General features: G+C 69.7%; 12 protein-coding genes. 4 read left to right on the top strand and 8 right to left on the bottom strand.

What is annotated here, in order from left to right:
• Positions 1 to 63: 63 nt before the first annotated feature.
• The 3 genes from O9335_RS13110 to O9335_RS13100 form a co-directional block, all read right to left on the bottom strand.
• Entirely contained in the window at positions 64 to 2310 is a 2247-nt protein-coding gene (locus O9335_RS13110) for a TonB-dependent receptor (RefSeq protein WP_298388817.1), read from the bottom strand.
• 154 nt (positions 2311 to 2464) lie between these two features.
• Positions 2465 to 4330, bottom strand: a complete 1866-nt coding sequence (locus O9335_RS13105; protein ID WP_298388815.1) for a hypothetical protein — start codon at positions 4328 to 4330, stop codon at positions 2465 to 2467.
• Positions 4327 to 6159 (bottom strand): hypothetical protein, encoded by a 1833-nt coding sequence (locus tag O9335_RS13100; RefSeq protein ID WP_298388814.1) that lies wholly within the window; start codon positions 6157 to 6159, stop codon positions 4327 to 4329. Before O9335_RS13100 ends, O9335_RS13105 begins: the two co-directional genes overlap by 4 nt.
• A 358-nt stretch (positions 6160 to 6517) precedes the next feature.
• Here O9335_RS13100 and O9335_RS13095 point away from each other — a divergent pair, with 358 nt between their 5' ends.
• Positions 6518 to 9142: a tetratricopeptide repeat protein gene (locus O9335_RS13095; protein ID WP_298388812.1), complete on the top strand. Its 2625-nt coding sequence runs from the start codon at positions 6518 to 6520 to the stop codon at positions 9140 to 9142.
• Between the two features lie 21 nt (positions 9143 to 9163).
• Here O9335_RS13095 and O9335_RS13090 read toward each other — a convergent pair whose 3' ends face one another.
• Positions 9164 to 10501, bottom strand: a complete 1338-nt coding sequence (locus O9335_RS13090; RefSeq protein ID WP_298388810.1) for a M48 family metallopeptidase — start codon at positions 10499 to 10501, stop codon at positions 9164 to 9166.
• 233 nt (positions 10502 to 10734) lie between these two features.
• Here O9335_RS13090 and O9335_RS13085 point away from each other — a divergent pair, with 233 nt between their 5' ends.
• Positions 10735 to 11088: a YciI family protein gene (locus tag O9335_RS13085; protein WP_298388808.1), complete on the top strand. Its 354-nt coding sequence runs from the start codon at positions 10735 to 10737 to the stop codon at positions 11086 to 11088.
• A gap of 4 nt (positions 11089 to 11092) precedes the next feature.
• Positions 11093 to 12328: a DUF6596 domain-containing protein gene (locus O9335_RS13080; RefSeq protein ID WP_298388806.1), complete on the top strand. Its 1236-nt coding sequence runs from the start codon at positions 11093 to 11095 to the stop codon at positions 12326 to 12328.
• 55 nt (positions 12329 to 12383) lie between these two features.
• Here the strand turns inward: O9335_RS13080 and O9335_RS13075 are convergent, their stop codons facing one another.
• The 4 genes from O9335_RS13075 to O9335_RS13060 form a co-directional block, all read right to left on the bottom strand.
• On the bottom strand, positions 12384 to 13703 hold the full coding sequence (locus O9335_RS13075) for a hypothetical protein (protein ID WP_298388805.1): 1320 nt from the start codon (positions 13701 to 13703) through the stop codon (positions 12384 to 12386).
• A 431-nt stretch (positions 13704 to 14134) separates the two neighbouring features.
• The gene (locus O9335_RS13070) at positions 14135 to 14827 is read right to left on the bottom strand and encodes an energy transducer TonB (RefSeq protein ID WP_298388803.1); all 693 of its coding nucleotides are present in this window, start codon (positions 14825 to 14827) and stop codon (positions 14135 to 14137) included.
• 122 nt (positions 14828 to 14949) lie between these two features.
• Positions 14950 to 16602 (bottom strand): serine hydrolase, encoded by a 1653-nt coding sequence (locus tag O9335_RS13065; protein WP_298388801.1) that lies wholly within the window; start codon positions 16600 to 16602, stop codon positions 14950 to 14952.
• A gap of 134 nt (positions 16603 to 16736) precedes the next feature.
• Positions 16737 to 19022 carry a TonB-dependent receptor gene (locus tag O9335_RS13060; protein WP_298388799.1) on the bottom strand — a complete coding sequence of 762 codons (2286 nt, stop codon included), beginning with the start codon at positions 19020 to 19022 and terminating at the stop codon, positions 16737 to 16739.
• 224 nt (positions 19023 to 19246) lie between these two features.
• Here O9335_RS13060 and O9335_RS13055 point away from each other — a divergent pair.
• A partial coding sequence (locus O9335_RS13055; protein ID WP_298388797.1) for an NAD(P)-binding protein occupies positions 19247 to 19997 on the top strand: 751 nt, incomplete at its 3' end.

Raw genomic sequence — 19997 nt, 5'->3', positions numbered from 1 at the left:
TGCCGGCCGGGGGGCGACCCGGTCAGGCGGTCGCTTCAGGGGTCCGCGAGGCGGGAGCGGGGCTCAAAACCGCATCTCCGCCCGCACCCCCCACACCGTGAACGTGCGCTGCCGGTTCTCCGTCTGCGTGACGGTCGGCGCGGCGCTCACGGTCGTGGTGGTCAGCGTGTCCAGCGGGGCGAGGTTGCTGGCGGTCAGGCGCCAGGTCAATTCGGGGCCTTGGGCCCAGGCCAGGTAGAAGTCGGCCACGCGGCGGCGGTTTTGGCGCCAGGTGCTGAGCGGGGTTTGCTGCACCAGGGTGTCGGGCACGTAACCCAGGTTGAAGCCGGCGCTGGCGCTGGTGCCGATGAAGCGGTAGTCGGCGCCCAGGTTCAGCGTGCCCTTGGGCTGTTGGTCCAGGCGGTTGTTGGGGCCGGGCAGGCCGTCCACCTGGCTGTGGAACAGGGCCAGGTTGCCGCGCAGCAGCAGCGGGCGCAGCCAGTCCGGCGGGTCGTCCCACAGCTCGTCCACGCGGGCCTTGGCCTCCAGCTCCAGGCCGATGCTGCGCGCGCGGTCGAGGTTGCGCGGGCGGCTGACCCAGCGGGGGCTGGCGTCCCAAGGCACGGTTTCTTGCGCCAGCAGGCGGCGGATGAGGCCCCGGATGTCGCGCGCGAAGCCGTTGACGGTGAGCACGCCGCCGTTGGGCAAAAAGCGCTCCCAGCCGATCTCCAGTGCGGTGGCCAACTCGGGCTTGAGCTCGGGGTTGCCGGCCCAGTCGGGGCTGTTCTGCGGGTTGGGGCCAGTCGGGTACGTGGCGTTGATGCCGGGGCGGGCGATGAGGTCGTTCAGGCCGGGCGCGCGGTAGCTGCGCGTCAGGCTCATGCGGATCTGGTCGCTTTGGCTCCAGGTGGGCTTCCACAGCGCGTGGGCCAGGGGCGAGAGCACGCGGCTGGTGTTGCGCGTGGCGATCAGCGTGGGGATCAATTGGTTGGAACTTCGGCCGGGGTCGCCCTCGGTGCGGATCTGTTCGACGCGCAGGCCCAGGTAGGTGGACCACTGCGGCGAAGGGCTCCACTCGTCTTGCGTGTAGGCGGCGATGCGCTGGGTGCGCGCTTGCAGGTTGTCGCCGAACTCGGCCAGCTCGGGGCGGGGCTGGCCGTCGACGAGGCTTTCGCGCAGCTGGTCGCGCCGCGTCCATTCGACCTCGGCGCCGCTGACCCAGTTGTGCTCGCGGCTGGTTTGCTCGCTCCACTTGGCCGACAGGCTCAGGTTGTCGTCGGTGGTGCGGGTGCGGTCGTCTTGAAAGCGGCCCTGCACCCCGCGCAGGCTGTCCTGTCGATCGCTTTCGTTCACGCTGCGGGTGCGCCCGCCAAACACGCGGGCCTCCAGGCGCGTGCCCGGCGGCAGTCGGTGCTGCAGGGTGGTGGTCAGGCGCCAGGTGCTGCTGCGGCTGTCGCTGTGGGTTTGCGTGGCGTCGAAGCGGGTCACGCCGGTTTGCGCCCAGCCGCCAGCGTTGTCCCCTTGACTCAAGGCCAGCACGGGGGCGAGGTGCAGCGAGGTGAACTCCCCCAGCTTCCAGCGCAAGCGGCCGTTGGCGTTCAGGTTGTGGCGGCGATCCAGGTTGCCGCCCAGCGCGGTGGTGAATCCGCGTGCGCCGCTCTGGGTGTTGACGTTGCTGGTTTGGGTGTTGGTGTCGTTGAAGCGGCGCTGCTGGTTCAGGCTGACGTTGAGCGCCCCCACCAGCGCGTCGTCCCAGAACTTGCCGTTGCGCGTCCAGTGCGCATCCCACTGCGGCTCGCCATGGTCCAGGCTGGCGCCCAGGCGCAGTTCGTGGCTGCGCTGGGCCAGGGGCTCGCGCAGGATGATGTTGATGGTGCCCGCCACGGCGCGAGCGCCGGTTTCGGCGGTGGGGGCGCGCATGAGCTCGATGCGCTCGACCTGCTCGGGCGGCAGCTGGTCCACCGAGAACCCAGCCGGCGCGCGGTCGCCGTCGATGAGGATCTGCGTGAAGCCGCCCCCTAAGCCGCGCAAGCGCACGTCGCCGCCGCGGCCGGGGCGCCCGCCGATGGTGACGCCGGGCAGGCGGCGCAGCACGTCGCCCAAGGCGCCGTCGCCATAGCGAAGCAGCTCCTCGCGGCCGATGACGATCTTGCTGGCCGTGCTGGCGCGGCGGCGCATCTCGGGCGTGGGGCCGCCGGTGACGACGACTTTGTCGAGGGTGCTGGGAGTGGTGGGGGCACTGGCCGCGCTGGCGGGGGCGATGGCTGGCGAGGGCGTCTGCGCGTTCGCCACCTGGGCGCTGCAAAGCGCAAGCCAGACGGTGAGGGGCACGGCAGTCCGTTGCATAGGGGGCGCAGTGTCGCCCCGCAGGTCTTGATCCGAACATGCCCATGCGTACGTTTGTCATCGCCAAATGGAAGGGCCGGGCCCCCAAATTGGGAGGCCCGGCCCGCTTGGGCTTGCGGCTCAAGCTTTCAGCGGTTGGTTAGCGCACAACGACAGCCGTGAACCGAGGGCGAGGTGCGTTGGGCCAGACTGCCAAGGGCCGCATTTGCGCGATGTTGTCGGTCTTCTGGGCCGCGGCCATTCGCGCCTTGGCCTTCGCCTTGGCTTTAGCGATCTCGATGGTGGCGCGCTTGGCCTTGGCCTTGGCGTTGCTGTACTTCGCCTTGGCCTGGATGGTCAGCCGGTCTTGGTTCAGGAAGGCGCGCTTGCCGGCGTCGACCGACTTCACCAAGATGTCGGCTTGCCGACCGAGCATCACGACGTTGTCGTTGGCGATGTCTGCGACTTCTGCCGGACGCGCGACCAAGCCAATCAGGTGCGGCACGGTCTTGCCAGGGTCGATCACACCGGGGTCCACGCCCCAGGCGCGGCGGTTCAGGCTGCGCTGCTCGTCCTTCAAGCGGTTCCACTCGCGATCGGCAAAGTCGCGGGCAGCTTCCACGGCATCGCCCCCTTGGGTTTGCAGGTTGCTGACGATCTTGCCGGCGTCGATCGCTTCAGGGCCGGCTTCGAGCAAGAGGGTCAAGCCCTCGTAGACGTCGCCACTCAGGTCGGCCGTCAAAGCCTGGAGCTTGTGGAAGCACTTGCCCAGCCGGGCGGTGTCCTGCCCCAGCGTGGTGATGAAGTCGCCGGCCATGCGCGACACACGCGGCGCAATTTGTCGCTCCAAGGTGTCACCCGCATCGTCAAAGGCGGGCTGCATGCGGTTCAGGCTGGCCTGGATGGCGACGATCGACTGCCGCCCTTCGTTGCCGAGCTGCCCGGCCAAGCGAGTGAGCGCTTGCCCTGCCGATACGGCTTGCGTCACGGACTTGGGCAGGGAGGTGGCGAGCTTGACCATGCCGTTCACGAAGGTGGTGATGTCGCGGTACTTCTGCTCCATCTCCAGCATGCCGGTGGCGGCAGCGGCGCAGGCCGGCGTGGCCAAGGCCGTGCCCAGGCCTGTGCCCACAGCACTGACGGGCAAGCTCACCGCCGCAGCGACGCAGCCGGCGCCCGCCGTCTCAGGGCAAAGCGCGCCGCCGCCCACGGTGACGGTGCCACCCACCGTCAGGCTGCTGATGGCACCCGACAAGGCCGTGGCGCAACCGGCGCACTGGGCCACGAAGGGACCAACGCTGCTGACGAACGAGGCGCCGGAGCTGACCACGCCGGCAAAGTCGGTGGCGAGCAGCCCACCCACTTCTTGTTGCAGCTCTTGCACCGCCCTTTGCAGGAGGTCGAAGTCGGCCTTGGCCTGGCCACCTTTGGCGTTGGCCACGGCGGATAGGCGCTGCAGTTCGGCACCGATCTTGCCCAGCTCGTCGGCCACCGGCCGCAGCTTGCCAGCCGCCTCCAGGGACTGTTGGCCTACTTGGCCGGCTTGCGCCAGGAAGCTGGCGGCCTCGGTGAATTTGCGATTCAAGGTGGCCATGGCGGCCGGCGTGCCGCACTCGCGGTCTTGGAGGAAGGCGTTCACGTCGCGCTCGATCTCCTTCACGGTGCCCAGGGCGCGCTGGATGTCGAGCACGGCCTCGGTGTCGATGGCATCGCGGGTGGCCACCGTCACGAAGGCCTTCCAGTCCCGCTCGGCGTCGGCCTTGGCCTTGTTGGCGTTGGCGCCCAGGGCGTTCAGCAGTTTGTTGCTGTCGCGCAAGGCGTTGCAGGCTTGGTTGCCCAAAGGGGTGGGTTGCCCATTGAACGAGCCGAAGCAGCGGTCAAAGGCCAGCGGTCCAGCCTGCAGCGGGCAGGCGCCAGCGTCGCGTGGCGCGCTGCAATTGGCATGGGCCAAGCCGGCCAGGGTACTCAGCAGCGCGGCAGACAGCCAGCGCACCGTGCGTCGAAGGGGAAGTCGGTTCAGGTTCACAGCAGGGCTCCTTGCAGGGACGTGGTTTCAGGGGTGGAAGACCGCCGAGTGGCGGCCGGGGGAGACAGGCGAGGGGCAGGCGCCACGGCGCCCGGCAGACCTTCCAGCGACGCCACCAGGGCGCGCCGCACGGCGGGGTCGGAGAGGTCGCGCACCAGCGCATCGCCCGCGGCGGCGCGGGTGAAGCTGGGCAACTTGCGCAGGCGATTCACCAAGGCGGGGCCGCCCATGCGGGGTTCGATCACCTCGTCCCACAGGGCAATCAGCCGGTCGAGCGCGGGGCTGCGTGCTGTGGTGCGCGCCAGGCCCAAGGGCAGTGAGGGCGTGACGAGCACGATGACCGAGCGTTGCCGCTCCAGGTTGGTGCTGCGGCTGAACAGGACGTCGGGGCCGGGGATGTCGCCCAGCACCGGCACGCGCGACGACTGCCCGTCGCGCAGGCTTTCTGACAGGCCGCTCAGCACCAAGGTTTCGCCAAAGCGCACGTCGGCTGTGGCGGCCACGCTTTGCTTGAAGGTGGCGAGCTGCTCTTTGAAGCTGCCCACCCCCTGGTCGCTGAAGAAGCTGCGGTCGGCCTCGACGCGGAAGCGAGCGCCGTCGGCGCGCACCTCGCTGGGCGTGATCTTGAGCGTGACGCCCACGTCGATCTTCTCCAGCTGGGCGGTGTTCACCCCGCTGACCTGCACGTGCAGTTGCTCGCCGACGAAGAAGGTGCTTTGCTGGCCGGTGAACGCCGTCAGGCTCGGCCGGGCCATCACCTCGTAGTAACGGCTGCCCCGGTTAAAGATGTTCAGGTTGTAGGCCACGTCCGGGATGCGGATGGCGCGGGTGATGGCGGTTTGCACGCTGTCGCCGTTGCTGCCCCCGTTGCGGGTGCTCGTGCGCTCCTGGCCGAACTGCATCTGCAGCCCGTCCAGCAGGTTCACGCCGTAGGCCCGGCTCTTGCGGCCGTCGGCCAGGATCAAGGTCACGTCCACGGTGAGCTGCTGCGGCTCGCCTCCCGCTGTCGGCGGCGTGCCATTCGACGTGCTGGGTGACGTGGGCGACGTGCCTGCACCGGGCAAGGACAGCGGGTCCACCGCGTCGGCCGCGCGGGCCAACTGCTGACTCACCGGAGGCTGGTCCACCGCCGCCGTGCGCACCAAGAGCTGGGCGCGCTCGTGGGCCCAGCGCTGCTGGGCCGGATCGATCTGGGCCGGGGCTTGCGCCAGCAACTCCGCCGTGGCGTGACGCTCGCCCATCGCCGCCGACGACAACAGCGCGACCCGCCAGGCGGGGCCGGACTGCGGGTCCAGCGCCAGGGCACGGCGTGAGGCGGCTTGCGCCAGGTCCAAGCGACCTTGGGCGTAAGCCGCCGCAGCCAAGCCCTCCAAGCCCCATGGCTGGTCGGGCTGGGCCAGGGCCGCTTCGGCGAAGTGCGTCAGGGCCGCGTCGGTTTGGTTGCGCTGGAAGGCGGCCACGCCGGCCAAGTACGTCGGCCAAAAGGTGGGGCCGCCCAGCTGGCGCGCCGCCCCGTAGCCGGAGGCGGCCAGGTCCAGCGATGCCGGGTCGCCTGCCAAATGGAGGCCGGCCGCCAGCACCAAGTGCCCCTGGGCCGAGCCGGGATGGCGGTGAACCCAGCGCTGCGCTGCCTCGGTGGCCGGGGCGTTGCGTCCTTCGGCCAGGGCCTGGAGCGAGGGCGCCAGCGTGCTGGGCTCGTCCTGGGCGGGGTCGCGATCCGGCGCGGGGCCGGTGCTGGCGCAGCCGCTCAGGACGCAGGCGGCGGCCCAAGGGGCCAGCCGCCAAAGCGGCCAGGCAGGGCGTTGGAGGGGGGGGCGGGTCGTGGGCATGGTCGCTTCCAAGGGCGTTGGAGGGCGACGCGCAGACCACCTGGATGTCCCTTTGGGAGGGCCAAGTCCGGGTACCCTGCGCGCCGTTTGGCACGGTCGGTGGCCGGGCTCCAATTCGTGAAAACGGGGGTCCGGTCAACTGAGTCCGCAGGTTGTGCGATGACCACCAAGCAGGTCCTGACGGATTCCGAGCCTTTTTCCTACTTTTCATCGGCGCAAGAATTGCGCCTTAGAAATCAACGACATGCAGAACTCATCCCCCCGTCGCCGGACGGATTCCTCCCGTCGGGAACTGCGTTTCCGCTTCGACAACTGCGTCTTTGACGGGCGGTCCCTGGGGCTCACGGTCGGCGGAACGGTGGTCAAGCTGGAGCCAAAGCAGCTCGAAGTGCTGTTCTATTTGCTGCAGCACGCCGGCGAAGTGGTCACCAAGCAGGAGCTGCTTGACGAGGTCTGGGCGGGGCGCGTCCTTAGCGATGCGGTGCTTACCAAGTGCATTGCCCGCCTGCGCCAGGGCCTGGGCGACGAGTCGCAGGCCATCATCAAGACCGTCCACGGCTACGGCTACCGGCTGGTCGCCGCCGTCCAGGTGGAAACCAGCCCGGCGCCCAGCCTGCCCCAAATCCCCGAGCTGAACCCGGGCGACGCCCCGCCCCTGCGGCCGCAGTGGGCGCTGGTGCGGCGGCTCGGCAGCGGCGCCATGGGCGAAGCCTGGCTGGCCCAGCACGGGAAGACCGGCGAGAAGCGGGTGTTCAAGTTCGGCCTGGACGCCGGCAGCCTCACCTCGCTGAAGCGCGAGATCACCCTTTACCGCGTCCTGCACGACAGCCTCGGGCCGCGCCCAGACCTCGTTCGCCTGCTGGACTGGAACCTCAACGAGGTGCCGTTCTACGTCGAGTCGGAGTACGTCGAGCACGGGTCGCTGCCGGACTGGGCCGACAGCCAGGGCGGTTGGCGCCAAATCGCGCTGACGCAGCGACTGGAACTGATGGCCCAAGTCGCGGATGCCTTGGCAGCGGCGCACTCGGTGGGCGTGCTGCACAAGGACTTGAAACCCAGCAACGTGCTGGTCGCCGACGACCGCGGCTCACCGCAGGTGAGGCTGGCCGACTTCGGCAGCGGCCAGTTGGTCGACCTCGCCCGGCTGGAGGCCCTAGAGATCACACGCCTTGGCTTCACGGCCACCCAGGTGGGGGCGGATTCCGGCGGCACGCCCTTCTACCTCGCCCCCGAGGTGCTGGCCGGCCAGGCGCCCACCGCACGCTCGGACATCTACGCCTTGGGCGTGATGCTTTACCAGTGCATCACCGGCGACACCCGCAAGCCCTTGGCACCGGGTTGGGAAAGCGATGTCGACGACCCGCTGCTGCGCGAGGACATCGCCGCTGCCGCCGCCGGCGATGCTTCGCAGAGACTGGGCGACGCCTCGCTGCTGGCGCAGCGCCTGCGTTCGCTGGAAGCGCGACGGAGCGAGCGAGCGGCCGAGTTGGCCGCGCAGGACGAGGCGCAGCGGCTTCGCGAGCTGCTAGAAAGCTCGCGCAAGCGCCGGCGCCAGTGGGGCTTTGCCAGTGCCGGACTGGCCGTGGTTTTATGCGTGGTCAGCCTGCTCTTGCTGCAGGTGCGCAAAGCCGAGCAGCGGTCACGCAACGACGCCGAGATCGCCGCGGCGGTCAACCAATTCCTCACGCAGGACCTGCTCGGGCAGGCCAACCCGCTGGTATCTGGCCGCAGCGATGTCCGCGTTCGCGACTTGCTCGACGCCGCGGCGAAGAACGTCGGCACACGCTTCACGGGCCGGCCAGTCGCGGAAGCCTCGGTGCGAGCTGCGCTAGGCAACGCTTACCTTGGCCTCGGCCAGTTCACCCCGGCGCAGGCGGAACTCGAATCGGCTCTGCGCCTCGCCGAAGCCAGCGGCGAGGCCGACACGATCGCGATCAATGCCCGTGTCGACCTGGGGGCACTGCACACGCGGCGGAGCGAGTATGCAAAGGCACGCGACGTGCTGGCCCCGCTGCTCGCGCATGCCGATCCGGCGGTGCGGGTCCGAGGTGAGATCGCGACGGCCTTCGCGTTGATGGCGGAAGGTGACTTCAAGTCGGCTTTGGCGCGCCTGCGCGAGGTCCGCCCTCGCGTGGAGACCTTGCTGGGCCCCACTTCGACCGAAGCCCTGACCACGCTGAGCTACCTGGCCAGTGCCCATCGCCAGTTGGGTCAGTACAAGGAGGCGATCGTCTTGTACCGCCAGGCGTTGGCCGGCCAGGAGGCTCAGCAGGGCAAAGGCCACGTCGCGACGCTGGAGGCGATGCGCTCGCTCGGCGGCGCCCTGTATCTCTCAGGCGCCTTGGCCGAGGCGTTGCCGGTCCTCGAGTCCGCGTCGAAACTGTCGGTCGAACTGAACGGGCCGCGCCACGACCGCACCTTGAATTCCCTCTCGGACCTCGCGCTGGTGAAGCAGGACCTGAAGGACTACCCGGGCGCCGAAGCACTGATGCTCTCCACGCTGGAAGTCCGCGGCGCCGAATACGGCAAGGACTCGGCCGACTACCGCACTCTGCTCAACAACCTAGGGGTGCTTTACGGCGACATGGGCGATCCGGTGCGGCAGCACCAGTACCTCGCGCAGGGCTGCGCGGCCGAGAAGGCGGCTTCGGGGCCGTCGAGCCCCGACACCCTGATTTGCCACCACAACCTCGCGCGCGCACTGGTGGACCTGAAGCGCTATGCCGAAGCTGCCGCACTGGAGCAGGAGACCATGGCGCTCGCCGAGCCCGTGTTCGGCGCCGAGCACGCCTACATGGGCGTCTTCCGCTACACGCACGCTGCGGCGCTGGGCTACTTAGGACGCACCCGGGCCTCGGAGCAGCAGTTCGGCGAAGCGATCGCGCTGCTCGACAAAGTCTTGGGGCCGGGCAACGAGCGCACGGCGAAGGCCATCGAACTGCGTGACAAGGTGCGGGCCGCGATGGGCGCTGAGAAGAACTGACGCCTGCGGTTCGAGCGCGCCTCAGGGCGTCCCCATCGCCTCGCGCCAGCGCATGGCGTCGTGGATGCGGTGGCGAGCGCTGGGGTGGTCGTAGAACACCACCTCCTCCAGGCGGCCGGGGTCGGGCTTGCGGTACTCCGACAGTTTCAAGATCGCCTCGGCAAAGCCATGCGGCTCGCGCCCCAGGGCCAGGCCGAAGCGATCGGCCTCGATCTCCTGCGTGCGGATGATGGTGTTGAACACCGGCGTGGCCAGCAGCATGAAGACGGAGAACGCGGCCGCCAGCAGGGGCAGGGTGGCGGCGTCGCCCACGCCCCGCAGGCCCCATGCCGCGCCATGGCGCGCCAGCAGGTGGCGCAAGGCCCATTGGCTGAAGGCGAAGCCCGCGAAGATCAGCAGGCCGAACTGCATCAGCATCTTGGGCATGTGGTTCAGCGTGTAGTGGCCCAGCTCGTGCGCCATCACGGCGCGGATCTCCGCCTCCGAGGCACGGCGCAGCAGGTTGTCGTTCAGCCGGATGGCCGCCGACGGCCCGATGCCGCTGACGTTGGCGCTGACCCGCGTCGTCTGCCGCGAGGCGTCGAACTCGTACACCTCGTTGGTGGGCACGCCGTTGGCATGCGCCATGGCCAAGATGCTCGTGCGCACGGGGCCGGGCTCCACCGGCTTGTAGGTGTTGAACAGCGGGGCGATCCAGGTCGGCTTGACCAGCAGCATCAAGGTCAACAAGGCCACGCAGGTCAGGGCGCCCCAGGCCGCCCAGCGCTCGCCCGCGCGGCGGATGACGGCCAGCAGCACCGGCACCACCAGCATGGTGCCCAAGGTGGTCACCACCAGGTCGACGCCCCATTCGGCCGACCAGGCGCCGAAGCTCTGGGTGGACAGGCCGTAGGCGTGCTCGCGCACGAAGCCCTGGTACACCACCAGCGGCAGCGCCAGCACGCCGCCCGCCAAGCCGTACACGCCGCCGTACAGGGCGTCGCGCGCCCAGCCGACCCGGCCCACGCGCTGGGCCCAGTCCCGCACGCGGGCGGAGCGTCGCCCCTGCAGCATCAGCGCGGCAATGGCCAGGCCCAGCAAAAACTCCACGCCTTGCAGCGCGTACTTGCCTTCGAAGTAGTCGTTGGACCGCTGCACGGCCGCGGCCGGCAGGCGGTCCAGGTAGGCCTGCGTGGCCTGCTCGGCGTCGCGCGGCAGCTGGGCGCGCCAGGCGTCGTCCACCGGGGCAATGGCCACGGGCGGACGCTCGGCGCCAGGGTCGGCCTCGGCGTGGGCGGCGCTGAACGGGGCCAGCAGCGCGGGGGCGAAGGCCAGGGTCCAGGCCAGGGTGCGCAGGGGGCGAAGGAGGGACCGGTGCATGGGCGGCGGGGGTGAAGTGGGCCTGGGCGGCAGTTTCGGCGCTGCCACCGCCGCACGGGGTCCGTTTGCGATCAAGCGCACCGCGGCAGGCCCAGGCCGCGCCAGCGTAGCCTGGGCCGCGGCGCCTCCCCTTTGAAACTTTTTTGCGCAGCACCGTCATGCGGGCCCGGGCCTGTCCGTCATGGCGGCAGGTGCCCACAATCCCGTGCGCACCCGCCACCCCGGAGAACGCCATGCCGAACTTCCTGTTGATGCTCCACGAAACCCCCGCCGACTCGATCGCCCTCAGCGCCGCCAAGCTGCAAGAGATCTACGCCGCCCACCGCGCCTGGGCCGAACGCCTGGCCGCGGCCGGGCAGCTGGTGGGCGGGGAAAGGCTCACCGACGACGGCGGCCGCCACCTGCGCCGCCAAGGTGAGAAGGTGCTGGTCAGCGACGGTCCTTACGCCGAAGCGCACGACCTCGTCGGCGGCTTCTACCTCGTGCAAGCGCCCGACTTGGCCGCGGCCGAGGCCCTGGCGGCCGAGTGCCCGCACCTGTCTGGGCGGCAGTGGATCGAGATCCGCACCGTCGAAGCGTTGGGGTGAGGGGGTGACGCCCGAGCTGGCCGCGCTGCTCACGCGCGAGCGCCGCCGCGCCGTGGCGCTGCTGGCGCGCCAGCTCGGTCTGGGTCACCTCGCCCTGGCCGAAGACGCGGTGCAAACCGCCACCCTGCGCGCGCTGGAGCGCTGGCCGCGCGAGGGCGTGCCCGAGCGGCCCGCGGCCTGGCTGTACCGCGTGGCGCAGCGCTTGGCCATCGACGAGCTGCGCCACACCCGCCCGCACACCGCGCTGCCCGACGACGCCGAACCCGAGGCCCTGGCCGCGCCGCCCGCCGACGAAGGCCGCCTGGCGGGCGAGCTGAACGACGACGAGCTGGCGCTGCTGTTCGCCGCCTGCCACCCCGCCCTGCCGCCGGCCACGCAGGTGGCGCTGGCGCTGCGCAGCCTGCTGGGCTTGGAGCTGGCGGCCATCGCGCCGCTGCTGTTCAGCACCGAGGCTGCGCTGGCCCAGCGCCTGGCCCGTGCCCGAGTCACCTTGGCCGGTCACGCACTGGCCGTGCCCGGCGGGGCCGAGCTGCCACCGCGCCGCGAGGCCGTGCTCAGCGCGCTGGCGCTCGTGTTTCACCACGGCCAGCTCGCGGCCGGGCGGCAAGGTGCCACGCCGCAGGGCGACGCCCCGCTCGCCGTGTGCTGGGAGGCCATCCGCCTGGCCCGCGCGCTCGCCGCGCACCCGGCCACGGCCGCCCCGGAGGCCGACGCCCTGGCCGCCCTGCTGCTTCTGCACGGCGCGCGGCTCACGGGCCGCATCGACGACGCCGGCGAGCTCGTGCCCCTGCACGGCCAACCGCGCGACCGCTGGGACGCGGGCCTGATCCGCCTGGGCCTCGCGCACCTCAAGGCCTCGCAGCGCGGCACGGCGCTCACCCGCTGGCACCTGCAAGCCGGCATCGCCGCCGAGCACGCCATGGCCCCGAGCCCCGAGGCCACCCACTGGCCGGCCATCGTTCGCTGCTACGAACTGCTGCTGGCCCACGACCCCAGCCACGCCCCGCGCCTGAGTCACGCCATCGCCCTGGCCGAAGCCGGCGAACCCGCCGAGGCCGAGCGCGCACTGCGCGCCCTGCTGCCCACCGTGCCCGAGGCCTTGCAGGCCCATGCCTGCGCGGCGCTGGCGCGGGCGCTGTCGCGTCAGGGGCGGGAGGAGGAAGCGGACGGGTGGTGGCAGCGCGCCATCGAGGCGGCGGGGCATCCGGCGGAGGCGCGGATGTTGATGAGATTCAGGTGATCGAACCCCAGTGGTTGCCGATTCCTCCGAGCCTCGCCCGGAGGACGGTCACCGGTCAGTGTGTGGCGCCTTGCCCATCGGGTGGCACCGCCATTGGAATGGCCGGCAACAGCAAACGGGAATCAAGCTTGACACGCGCAATCTTGATATTCGTGTAGGTCGAGGTGAAGCTCAGGTCATCGGCGTCCCACACGTTACTTTCCAGCTTGCCACCCAGCTTGAGGCCGAGCAAGTTTCCCGTCAGCTCCACGCCCAGCAGCGTAGCTGAGCCGTCCGGGCTGAGAACCACCGGCGGCAGGCGGACGTACCAAACGGCAACCAGCCGCCCCTTCAAGTCCCGTTCGTCGATGCGGTAGGGAGAGGTACCGCAGTGAGACGTGTCGCACCTCAACGTCAACCAGCGGTTTGCTTGTACGACGCTCTTTCCAACTCCAGTGCTGTCGAACTCATTGACCTCGGGCGTGCCCTCCAGGCAAATCCAACGGTCTTCGTGCTTTCGCCGACATTCCGATTCGGTTGGAAATCCGAGCTTCCTCTTGAGAGTCTGTTCATCTAGGTTTGTCTCTCTATCACCAGCCGATCGCTGTATGCGTTCCTTACCTTCAACAGGGTAAATCGACGCGGAGAGCGAACCACGCGGTACCGACCGCAGGCGCTCAGCCGAGTCCCAGCGCAACGAGAAACCTGTGCTGATGCCAGTCGATGCTCGGATGAAGCGCTCGACCAAGTCCGGTGGAGTTGTGCCGGAGCACCAGTGACCGAGGTCGTAGTCGCTCAACTTCGCAAGTTTGGCACCGTTGTGGTCTTCCACCGACACCTCGAAACCGCGCAGTTGGTGACCTTCTGTGCCGAGTACATCCTCGAGGGTGGCCGTGATGCGTACGTAGGCCGTGTCTTCAGATCGGACTGATGGAAGAACTCCGGCAATCTCCACTTCGCTCGCTGGCTTCCCGCCTTGGAAATGGAATTCATCCCTTAGCCACAGATCGCCAGGCAGCACCAAGACGGCTTTTCGAAATGTGATTGAGCGTTCTGGAAGCGTCAGAAGCTCTCGTGCGTGGCAGGCGTCATGGCCAAACATCCGCCATGCCACGACGCCTGATGTTGCTCTGTGCCCGGACCAATTTGCCCAGACGAAAGCTGCCACCAGCAACGCAAGCATGAGCCTCATGGCCCACACCACCCCTGTCTTTCGGGCAGCCAGCCATGCAACACCCAAAACGACGGCGATAAACAACCCAGCGACCAGAAGAATCAAGCCGCCAAGGTCGAAGTAAATCGGCGCAGGCGCCCAAGCGCGTGTTGAGACCATCAGCAGGCAAGTCATCACCAGGAGCTTGCGAGGCCAGGCTGATTGCATTGGTCGTTGTTTCATGCGTGTTCTGCGTTTGGCAGACATTACATCGCCCGACGAGCAGGAGCGGCGGTTCGAAAATGACGTCGAATGATTCCTGACGAGGTTGGCCACGCGTGGTGATGTTTTCGAAGTCGAGGCCGGACGAGTGCCATTCAGTGCACAGCAAGGCCCCGCTCAATCACTTCGCCAACGCCGCGCGGAACTCCGCGTCGTCGATCAGCTGCGCGATCAGCAGCTTGTGGAAGCTGCCATAGCGGTTGAGCGCCTCGGGGATGGCGATGGCGCTGTCGCGTCAGGGGCGGGAAGAAGAAGCGGACGGGTGGTGGCAGCGCGCCATCGAGGCGGCGGGGCATCCGGCGGAGGCGCGGATGTTGGCCAAGGTGCGGAGGAGCGCTGCGGGCGGCTGAAGCGGACGAAGTGCGTTTGGAGACATCCGCCGATTCATCGCCCTAGCCCGGGCTCTTGTCCATGAGCTCTTTGAACTGCTCGAGGAACAAACGCTCAGGCGACGTGGCACATGCCTCAGCGATGTCTCGGGCCGCTGACTTCGATTTCTTGGCCAAGGCCACCAGTGGGCTCGGCCCGGTGCGCTGAAAGCCCCCCAAGACCATGGCGCCGATGGTCATCTTGATGACGCTCATGTCGCCGACCTGTTGCTCCGGAAACGTCGCGCGGTGGTAAGCCACGTCCACCCCAAACTCGGCGCAGGTTTTCTTGCTCAGGGTGCCCAGGGAGTCTCGAAGAAACTCCACAGGGACCACCACCTGGGTGGCGTTGGGGATGGCCGGCGAGCTGGCGCCCTCGGTCGGCGCCTTGACGGCGAACTGAAGCCGCCTCACCAGGGCCAGTCCCGCCTCATCGAGCGCTGGGGAACGCGAGCTGTTGAGCACCACCAAGTCGCTTGGTTTGCCATCCGCGCCCAGGGTGGCGCGGACCTCCACCAAACCTTGTACGCCCTTGCTGTGAAGCGCCTCGGGGTAGGACGGGTCGGCGGGTCTCAACGAGACGGTTCGCGTCCTGACCAAGGGCTGCATGGCCGGCGCGCTGGCCGCAGGTGCCGGCACCGCAGGGGCCTCTTGAGCCCCCGCGGAGCTGCCCACCGCAAGCGCGAGCGTCGTGATGAAAAAGCAGGGAAGCTTCATGATGGCGAAGGAGCAAAAAAAGAAACGGCCCTCCGTGGGCCGTTCTTCATTGTCGAGGGCGCGCACGGCCCCAGCGGCTGGGGTGGACCCTCAGGCCCCCACCTGGGTGAGGGGCAGCGAGGTCACAGGCGCGTCATCACCAGGTGCCGCAGGCGGTCGTTGGCCAGGCGCAGGGATGCGACACGGCCTTGGGCGTCGCGCTGGATGTGCACCAGGCCCATGGGGCTGCGCAGCAACTGGGCGTTGATGGGCTGCAGCGGCAGGCCGTCGTCCAGGCCTTTGCCCTTGAGCACGAAGGCCTCGCCCTCGCCGGCTTGCACCTGCCATTGGGCCGCCAGGCCGGCGTGCGCGTAGCGGCCGATGAGGGCCTGGCGCTGGGCGGCAGACAGGGGCCCGAGGGCCACGCGCTGGTAGCGAACGCGGGCGTCGTCGCGGGCGTTCACCAGCTCGAAAGACTGGCGGTCGTCCGCCCAGCGCAAGCGCGAGCCCTGGCGGGTGCGCAGCTCGGTGGCGTCCAGCACCGTGAGCGGGGCCGGGCCGCCACCTTGGTTGATAGTCAGGGTGCCGGGGCTGCTGCCGGGGTCGATGCGGGCCAGGGCCACGCCGTCGCTGCGCAAGTAGGCCCCGTGCAGGCGCTCCAGTTCGGCGGCGGGCACGGTGGGGTTGGAGGGCAGCGGGTCCCGGGGGGTGGGGAAGGCGCCGGCCAGCACCACGTCGGCCACCTTCTGCGCCAGGTCGGCGGTGTCGGCGTCGGCGCGGTTGCAGGTCAGGGCGATGGCGGTGCGCTCGGTGGGGAAGCGCAGGGTCATGGCGCGGTAGCCGGCCCACACGCCGCCGTGGTGCGTGCGTGTCAGGCCCCGGTAGGGGTCGGTCATCCAGCCCATGCCGTAGGTCGTGGTCTTGCCGTTGGCCAGCACGCCGGGGGTGCGCATCCAAGTCAGCACCGGGGCAGGCACCACCTTGGGGTCCATCAGCTCGGCCTCCCACCGGGCGAGGTCGTCCACGCTGCTTTGCACCGCGCCGTCGCCGGCCTGGTTCCAGTTGGAAAAGCTGAGGGCCCACCCGCCTGGGCGGGGGGCGTAGGCGTTGGCGCGTTGCGGCACGACCTGGGTGTGGTCGGTGCGGATGTGGGTGGCCGCCATGCCCAGGGGCTGGAAGAGGCGGGCCTTCAGGAAGGCGTCGAGCTTTTGGCCACTGACTTTCTCGACCACCTGCCCCGCCAGGAAGTAGCCGGAGTTGCTGTACGAGAACTCGGTGCCCGGCGCGAAGTTGAGCGGCACGCCGGCACGGATCACGCGCAGCGCGTCCTCGTCGCCAGTGACGTTCTCTTCGGCGTCGCCGGCCAGGACCATCATCAGCGGGTAGTCCGGCAGCCCTGCGGTGTGCTGCAGCATCTGCCGCAGGGTGATGGGCTGGGGCAGGCTCGCCGCCAGCTCGGGCAGGTGCTGCTGGACCGTGTCGTCCAGGCGAAGCTGGCCGTCGTGCACCAGCCAAAGCAGGGCCAGCGCGGTGAACTGCTTGGAAACCGAGCCGATGTCGAACACCGTGCGCGGCGTGATGGGCACGCCGAAGGACAGGTCCGCCAGGCCGTAGCCCTTGGCGTGCAGCAGCTGGCCGTCGCGCACCACGCCCACCGCGCAGCCGGGGGTGCTGGCGGTGTGCTGGGCGAAGACGGCGTCGATGGCGGCGGCATCGACCGCGAGCGGCGGCGCCGCCTGGAGGGCCAAGGGCAGCGACAGGGCCCCGATGGCCAGGGCAAGGGAGGTCGGGCGCAAGGAAGGCTCCAAGGTGTGGAATGCGCCCAGTGTGCCGCGCCCATGGGGGCGCGACTCCGGTCATGCCCTGGCCTGGGTCCTTCCCACAAAACCGCCCCGAAAGGGCTCTGGGTCAGCCGGCGAGCGCCGCGACCTCAGAAGCGCATTTCCGCCCGCAGCGTCCAGTTCAAGAAGGTCTTGTTCACGCTGTCGGTCGTGGTGATGAAGGCGGCGTTGCGAATCACGGTTTCGCTGAAAGCGTCCAGCGGGGCCAGGTTGCTCAGGCCCAGGCGCCAGGTGAGGTCGCGGGTCTGCGTCCACTGGGCGTAGGCGTCCCACACGCGGCGCTTGCTGGTGCGCACCTGGGTGGTCTCGGTTTGCTGGATCAGCACCTCGGGGGTGAAGCTCCAGCTCGCGCCCAGGCTCACGCCGGTGCCGGGCACGCGGTAGTCGGCGCCCAGGTTGGCGGTGGCGCGGGGCTGGGCGTCGATGCGGTTGTTGGGGCCCGGAATGCCGTCCACGCTGCTGTCGAACACGCTGAGGTTGGCGCGCAGCTGCAAGGGCACGAGCTCTTTCGGCGCGTCGGCCCAGAACTCGTCCAGGCGGGCCTTGGCCTCCAGCTCGATGCCGACGGTTCTGGCGTCGCCCAGGTTGCGCGGGCGGTTGATGAAGCGCAGCACCTGCGCGCCGCTGAGGTCTTGCGCCAGCTCTTGCTGTTGCGTGGTGCGGATCAGGCCCTTGATCTGCCGCGCGAAGACGTTGGCCGACAGCAGGCCGCCCTTGGGCAGGTAGTGCTCGAAGGCCAGCTCCAGGCCGGTGGCCAGCTCGGGCTTGAGGTTGGGGTTGCCGGCGCGGTCCGGCGTGTCCTCGGTGTTGGGGCCCAAGGGCACTTCGGCGTTGATGACGCGGCGGGCCACCAGGTCGTTGAGGTTGGCGGCGCGGTAGCTGCGGGTGAGGCTCATGCGCACCTGGTCGCGGCCCTTGGGGTCGGGCTTCCACAGCGCGTGCAGCAGGGGCGAGGCCACGCGGCTGGTGTTGTCCACCGACGGGGCGCCCGCGCCGGCCTCGCCGCGGTTGTTGATCTGCTCGTAGCGAAGGCCGGCGTACAGGCTCCAGTTGGGGTTGAGCTGCCACTCGTCCTGCGTGTAGGCCGCGAAGCGCAGCGAGCGGGCGCTGAGGTTGTCGCCCAAGTCGCCGCTGCTGCTGGTGCTTTGCCCGGTGACGGTGGTGACGCGCGTGTTGTCGCGCTGGCCCCATTCCAGCTCGGCGCCGCTGACCCAGTTGTGCTCCTTGGCGGTTTGCACCGTGGTCTTGGCGACGAGGTTGAGGTTGTCGTCGCGGTTCTTGGTCTGGTCGCGCTGGGTGCGCGGCAGGGTGCCGCCGCTTTCCACGCGGGTGCTGTCGCTGCTGAGCTCGGTGCGGCCGCCGTTGGCGCGCAGCTCCAGGCGCGTTTCTTCGCTCAGGCGCTTGGTGTAGGTGCCGCCGAAGCGCAGCATGTTGAACTCGCCGTCGCTGTCGGTGCGGGCCAGGGCGTAGGGCTGGGCGGCGGCGCTGGCGTAGCGCGTGTCGCGCAGGGCCACTTCGCTCTCGGTGCCACCCCGGGCCACCACGGCAAAGGGCATGAACATGAGCTGCTCGCCCTCGCCCAGGCGCCACAGCACGCGGGCGTTCACGTTGAGGCTGGTGCGGCGCTCGAAGCTGTGGCCGTCCAGGTCGCGCTGGGTGGTGGGCAGCAGGCCGCTGACCGACTCGCGCGTGGTGCTGCTGTCCACGCCGTCGCGGCGGCGCTGGTGGTTGAGCACCGTGGTCAGCGAGTAGTTGATGGCCTCGCCCAAGTTGTCGTTGCGCGTCCAGGTGAGGTTGCCCTGCGGCTCGCCTTGCTCACCGCCCACCTGCGCGCGGAACTCGTGCAGCTTCTTGGCCAGGGGCTCGCGCAAGATGATGTTGATGGTGCCGGCCACGGCGCGCGCGCCGGTCTCGGCCGTGGGGGCGCGTTGGATCTCGATGCGTTCGAGCTGGTCGGGCGAGATCTGGTCGATGGAGAAGCCGGGCGCCATGCGCTCGCCGTTGACCAAGATCTGCGTGAAGCCACCGCCCATGCCGCGCATGGCGATGCCGCCGCCGCGGCCCGGGCGGCCGGTGGGCGTGACGCCGGGCAGGCGGCGCATCAGGTCGGCCAGGTTGCCGTCGCCAAAGCGCAGCAGGTCCTCGCGGCCGATGACGATCTTGCTGGCCGTGCTGTTGCGGCGCACGGCGTTGTCGCTGGGCTGGCCGCTGACCTCGACCTTGTCCAGCTGCTGTGGGGCGGCGGGGGCAGGGGCAGGGGCAGGGGCCGGCGTCGGAGCGGGGGCCGGGGCCGGTGGGTCGGCCGGGGGCGGCGTTTGGGCCACGGCGGCGCTGGCGGCCAAGGCCAGGGCGGAAAGCAAGGTCGGGCGGTTCATGCCGCCAGTGTCGGGGGGCGGGGCTAACCCTGACTTTGGCAAGGGCTGCCTTTGCATTGCTTTACCCGGCGTCATGCCCTGGGCGCCGGGCGCGATGGGTTTGAGCGCCGTCAAAGACCCCGCAAAGCCTTGGGTTTTCCACCTGCCCGGGGCCCTCTGGCGGACGGAGACTGCCGCACGCCCCCACCGGGGCACCGTCATTCAAGGCCGCAAGGAGACACCTGGTGCAGCCCACAAACACCCACGACCCGGCGTACCACCACCGGGTCGTCGATTGCCAATGGGCCTGCCCGGCCCACACGCCCGTGCCGGAGTACATCCGGCTCATCGCCCAAGGCCGCTACGACGAGGCCTACCTGGTGAACTGGGCCAGCAACGTCTTCCCCGGCATCTTGGGCCGCACCTGCGACCGCCCCTGCGAGCCTGCCTGCCGCCGCGGCCGCGTGGAAGAGGCCCAGGCGCAAAAGCCCGAACCGGTGGCCATCTGCCGCCTGAAGCGCGTGGCCGCCGACCTCAAGGGCGCCGACATCCACGCGCGCATGCCCAGCCCCATCGCCGCCGCCGCGCGCAACGGCCGCCGCGTGGCCTGCGTGGGCGCCGGACCGGCCAGCCTGACCGTGGCGCGCGACCTGGCCGCCGCCGGCTATGAAGTGACCGTGTTCGACGCCGAGGCCAAGGCCGGCGGCTTCATGCGCAGCCAAGTGCCGCGCTTTCGGCTGCCGGAAGAGGTCATCGACGAAGAGGTCGACCACGTGCTGCGCCTGGGGGTGAGCTTCCGCAGCGGGCAGCGCATCGACTCGATGAAGGCCCTGCTGAGCGAGGGCTGGGACGCCGTGTTCGTGGGCACCGGCGCGCCGCGCGGCCGCGACCTGGACCTGCCCGGCCGCTGGGACGCGAAAGCCCAAGTGCACATCGGCATCGACTGGTTGGCCTCGGTGAGCTTCGGCCACGTGACGACGGTCGGCCGCCGCGTGC

The sequence above is a fragment of the Inhella sp. genome (genome assembly GCF_027532025.1).
Lineage (GTDB): Bacteria > Pseudomonadota > Gammaproteobacteria > Burkholderiales > Burkholderiaceae_C > Inhella.
The sequence above is the reverse complement of the archived record's forward strand: the minus strand, read 5'-3'. Positions and strand labels throughout refer to the sequence as shown.

Excerpts from the sequence above, each read along its gene's own strand:
- O9335_RS13100 (WP_298388814.1), bottom strand. The coding sequence starts at position 6,159 with ATGCCCACGACCCGCCCCCCCCTCCAACGCCCTGCCTGGCCGCTTTGG.
- O9335_RS13090 (WP_298388810.1), bottom strand. The coding sequence starts at position 10,501 with ATGCACCGGTCCCTCCTTCGCCCCCTGCGCACCCTGGCCTGGACCCTG.
- O9335_RS13085 (WP_298388808.1), top strand. The coding sequence starts at position 10,735 with ATGCCGAACTTCCTGTTGATGCTCCACGAAACCCCCGCCGACTCGATC.
- O9335_RS13075 (WP_298388805.1), bottom strand. The coding sequence starts at position 13,703 with ATGAAACAACGACCAATGCAATCAGCCTGGCCTCGCAAGCTCCTGGTG.
- O9335_RS13070 (WP_298388803.1), bottom strand. The coding sequence starts at position 14,827 with ATGAAGCTTCCCTGCTTTTTCATCACGACGCTCGCGCTTGCGGTGGGC.
- O9335_RS13060 (WP_298388799.1), bottom strand. The coding sequence starts at position 19,022 with ATGAACCGCCCGACCTTGCTTTCCGCCCTGGCCTTGGCCGCCAGCGCC.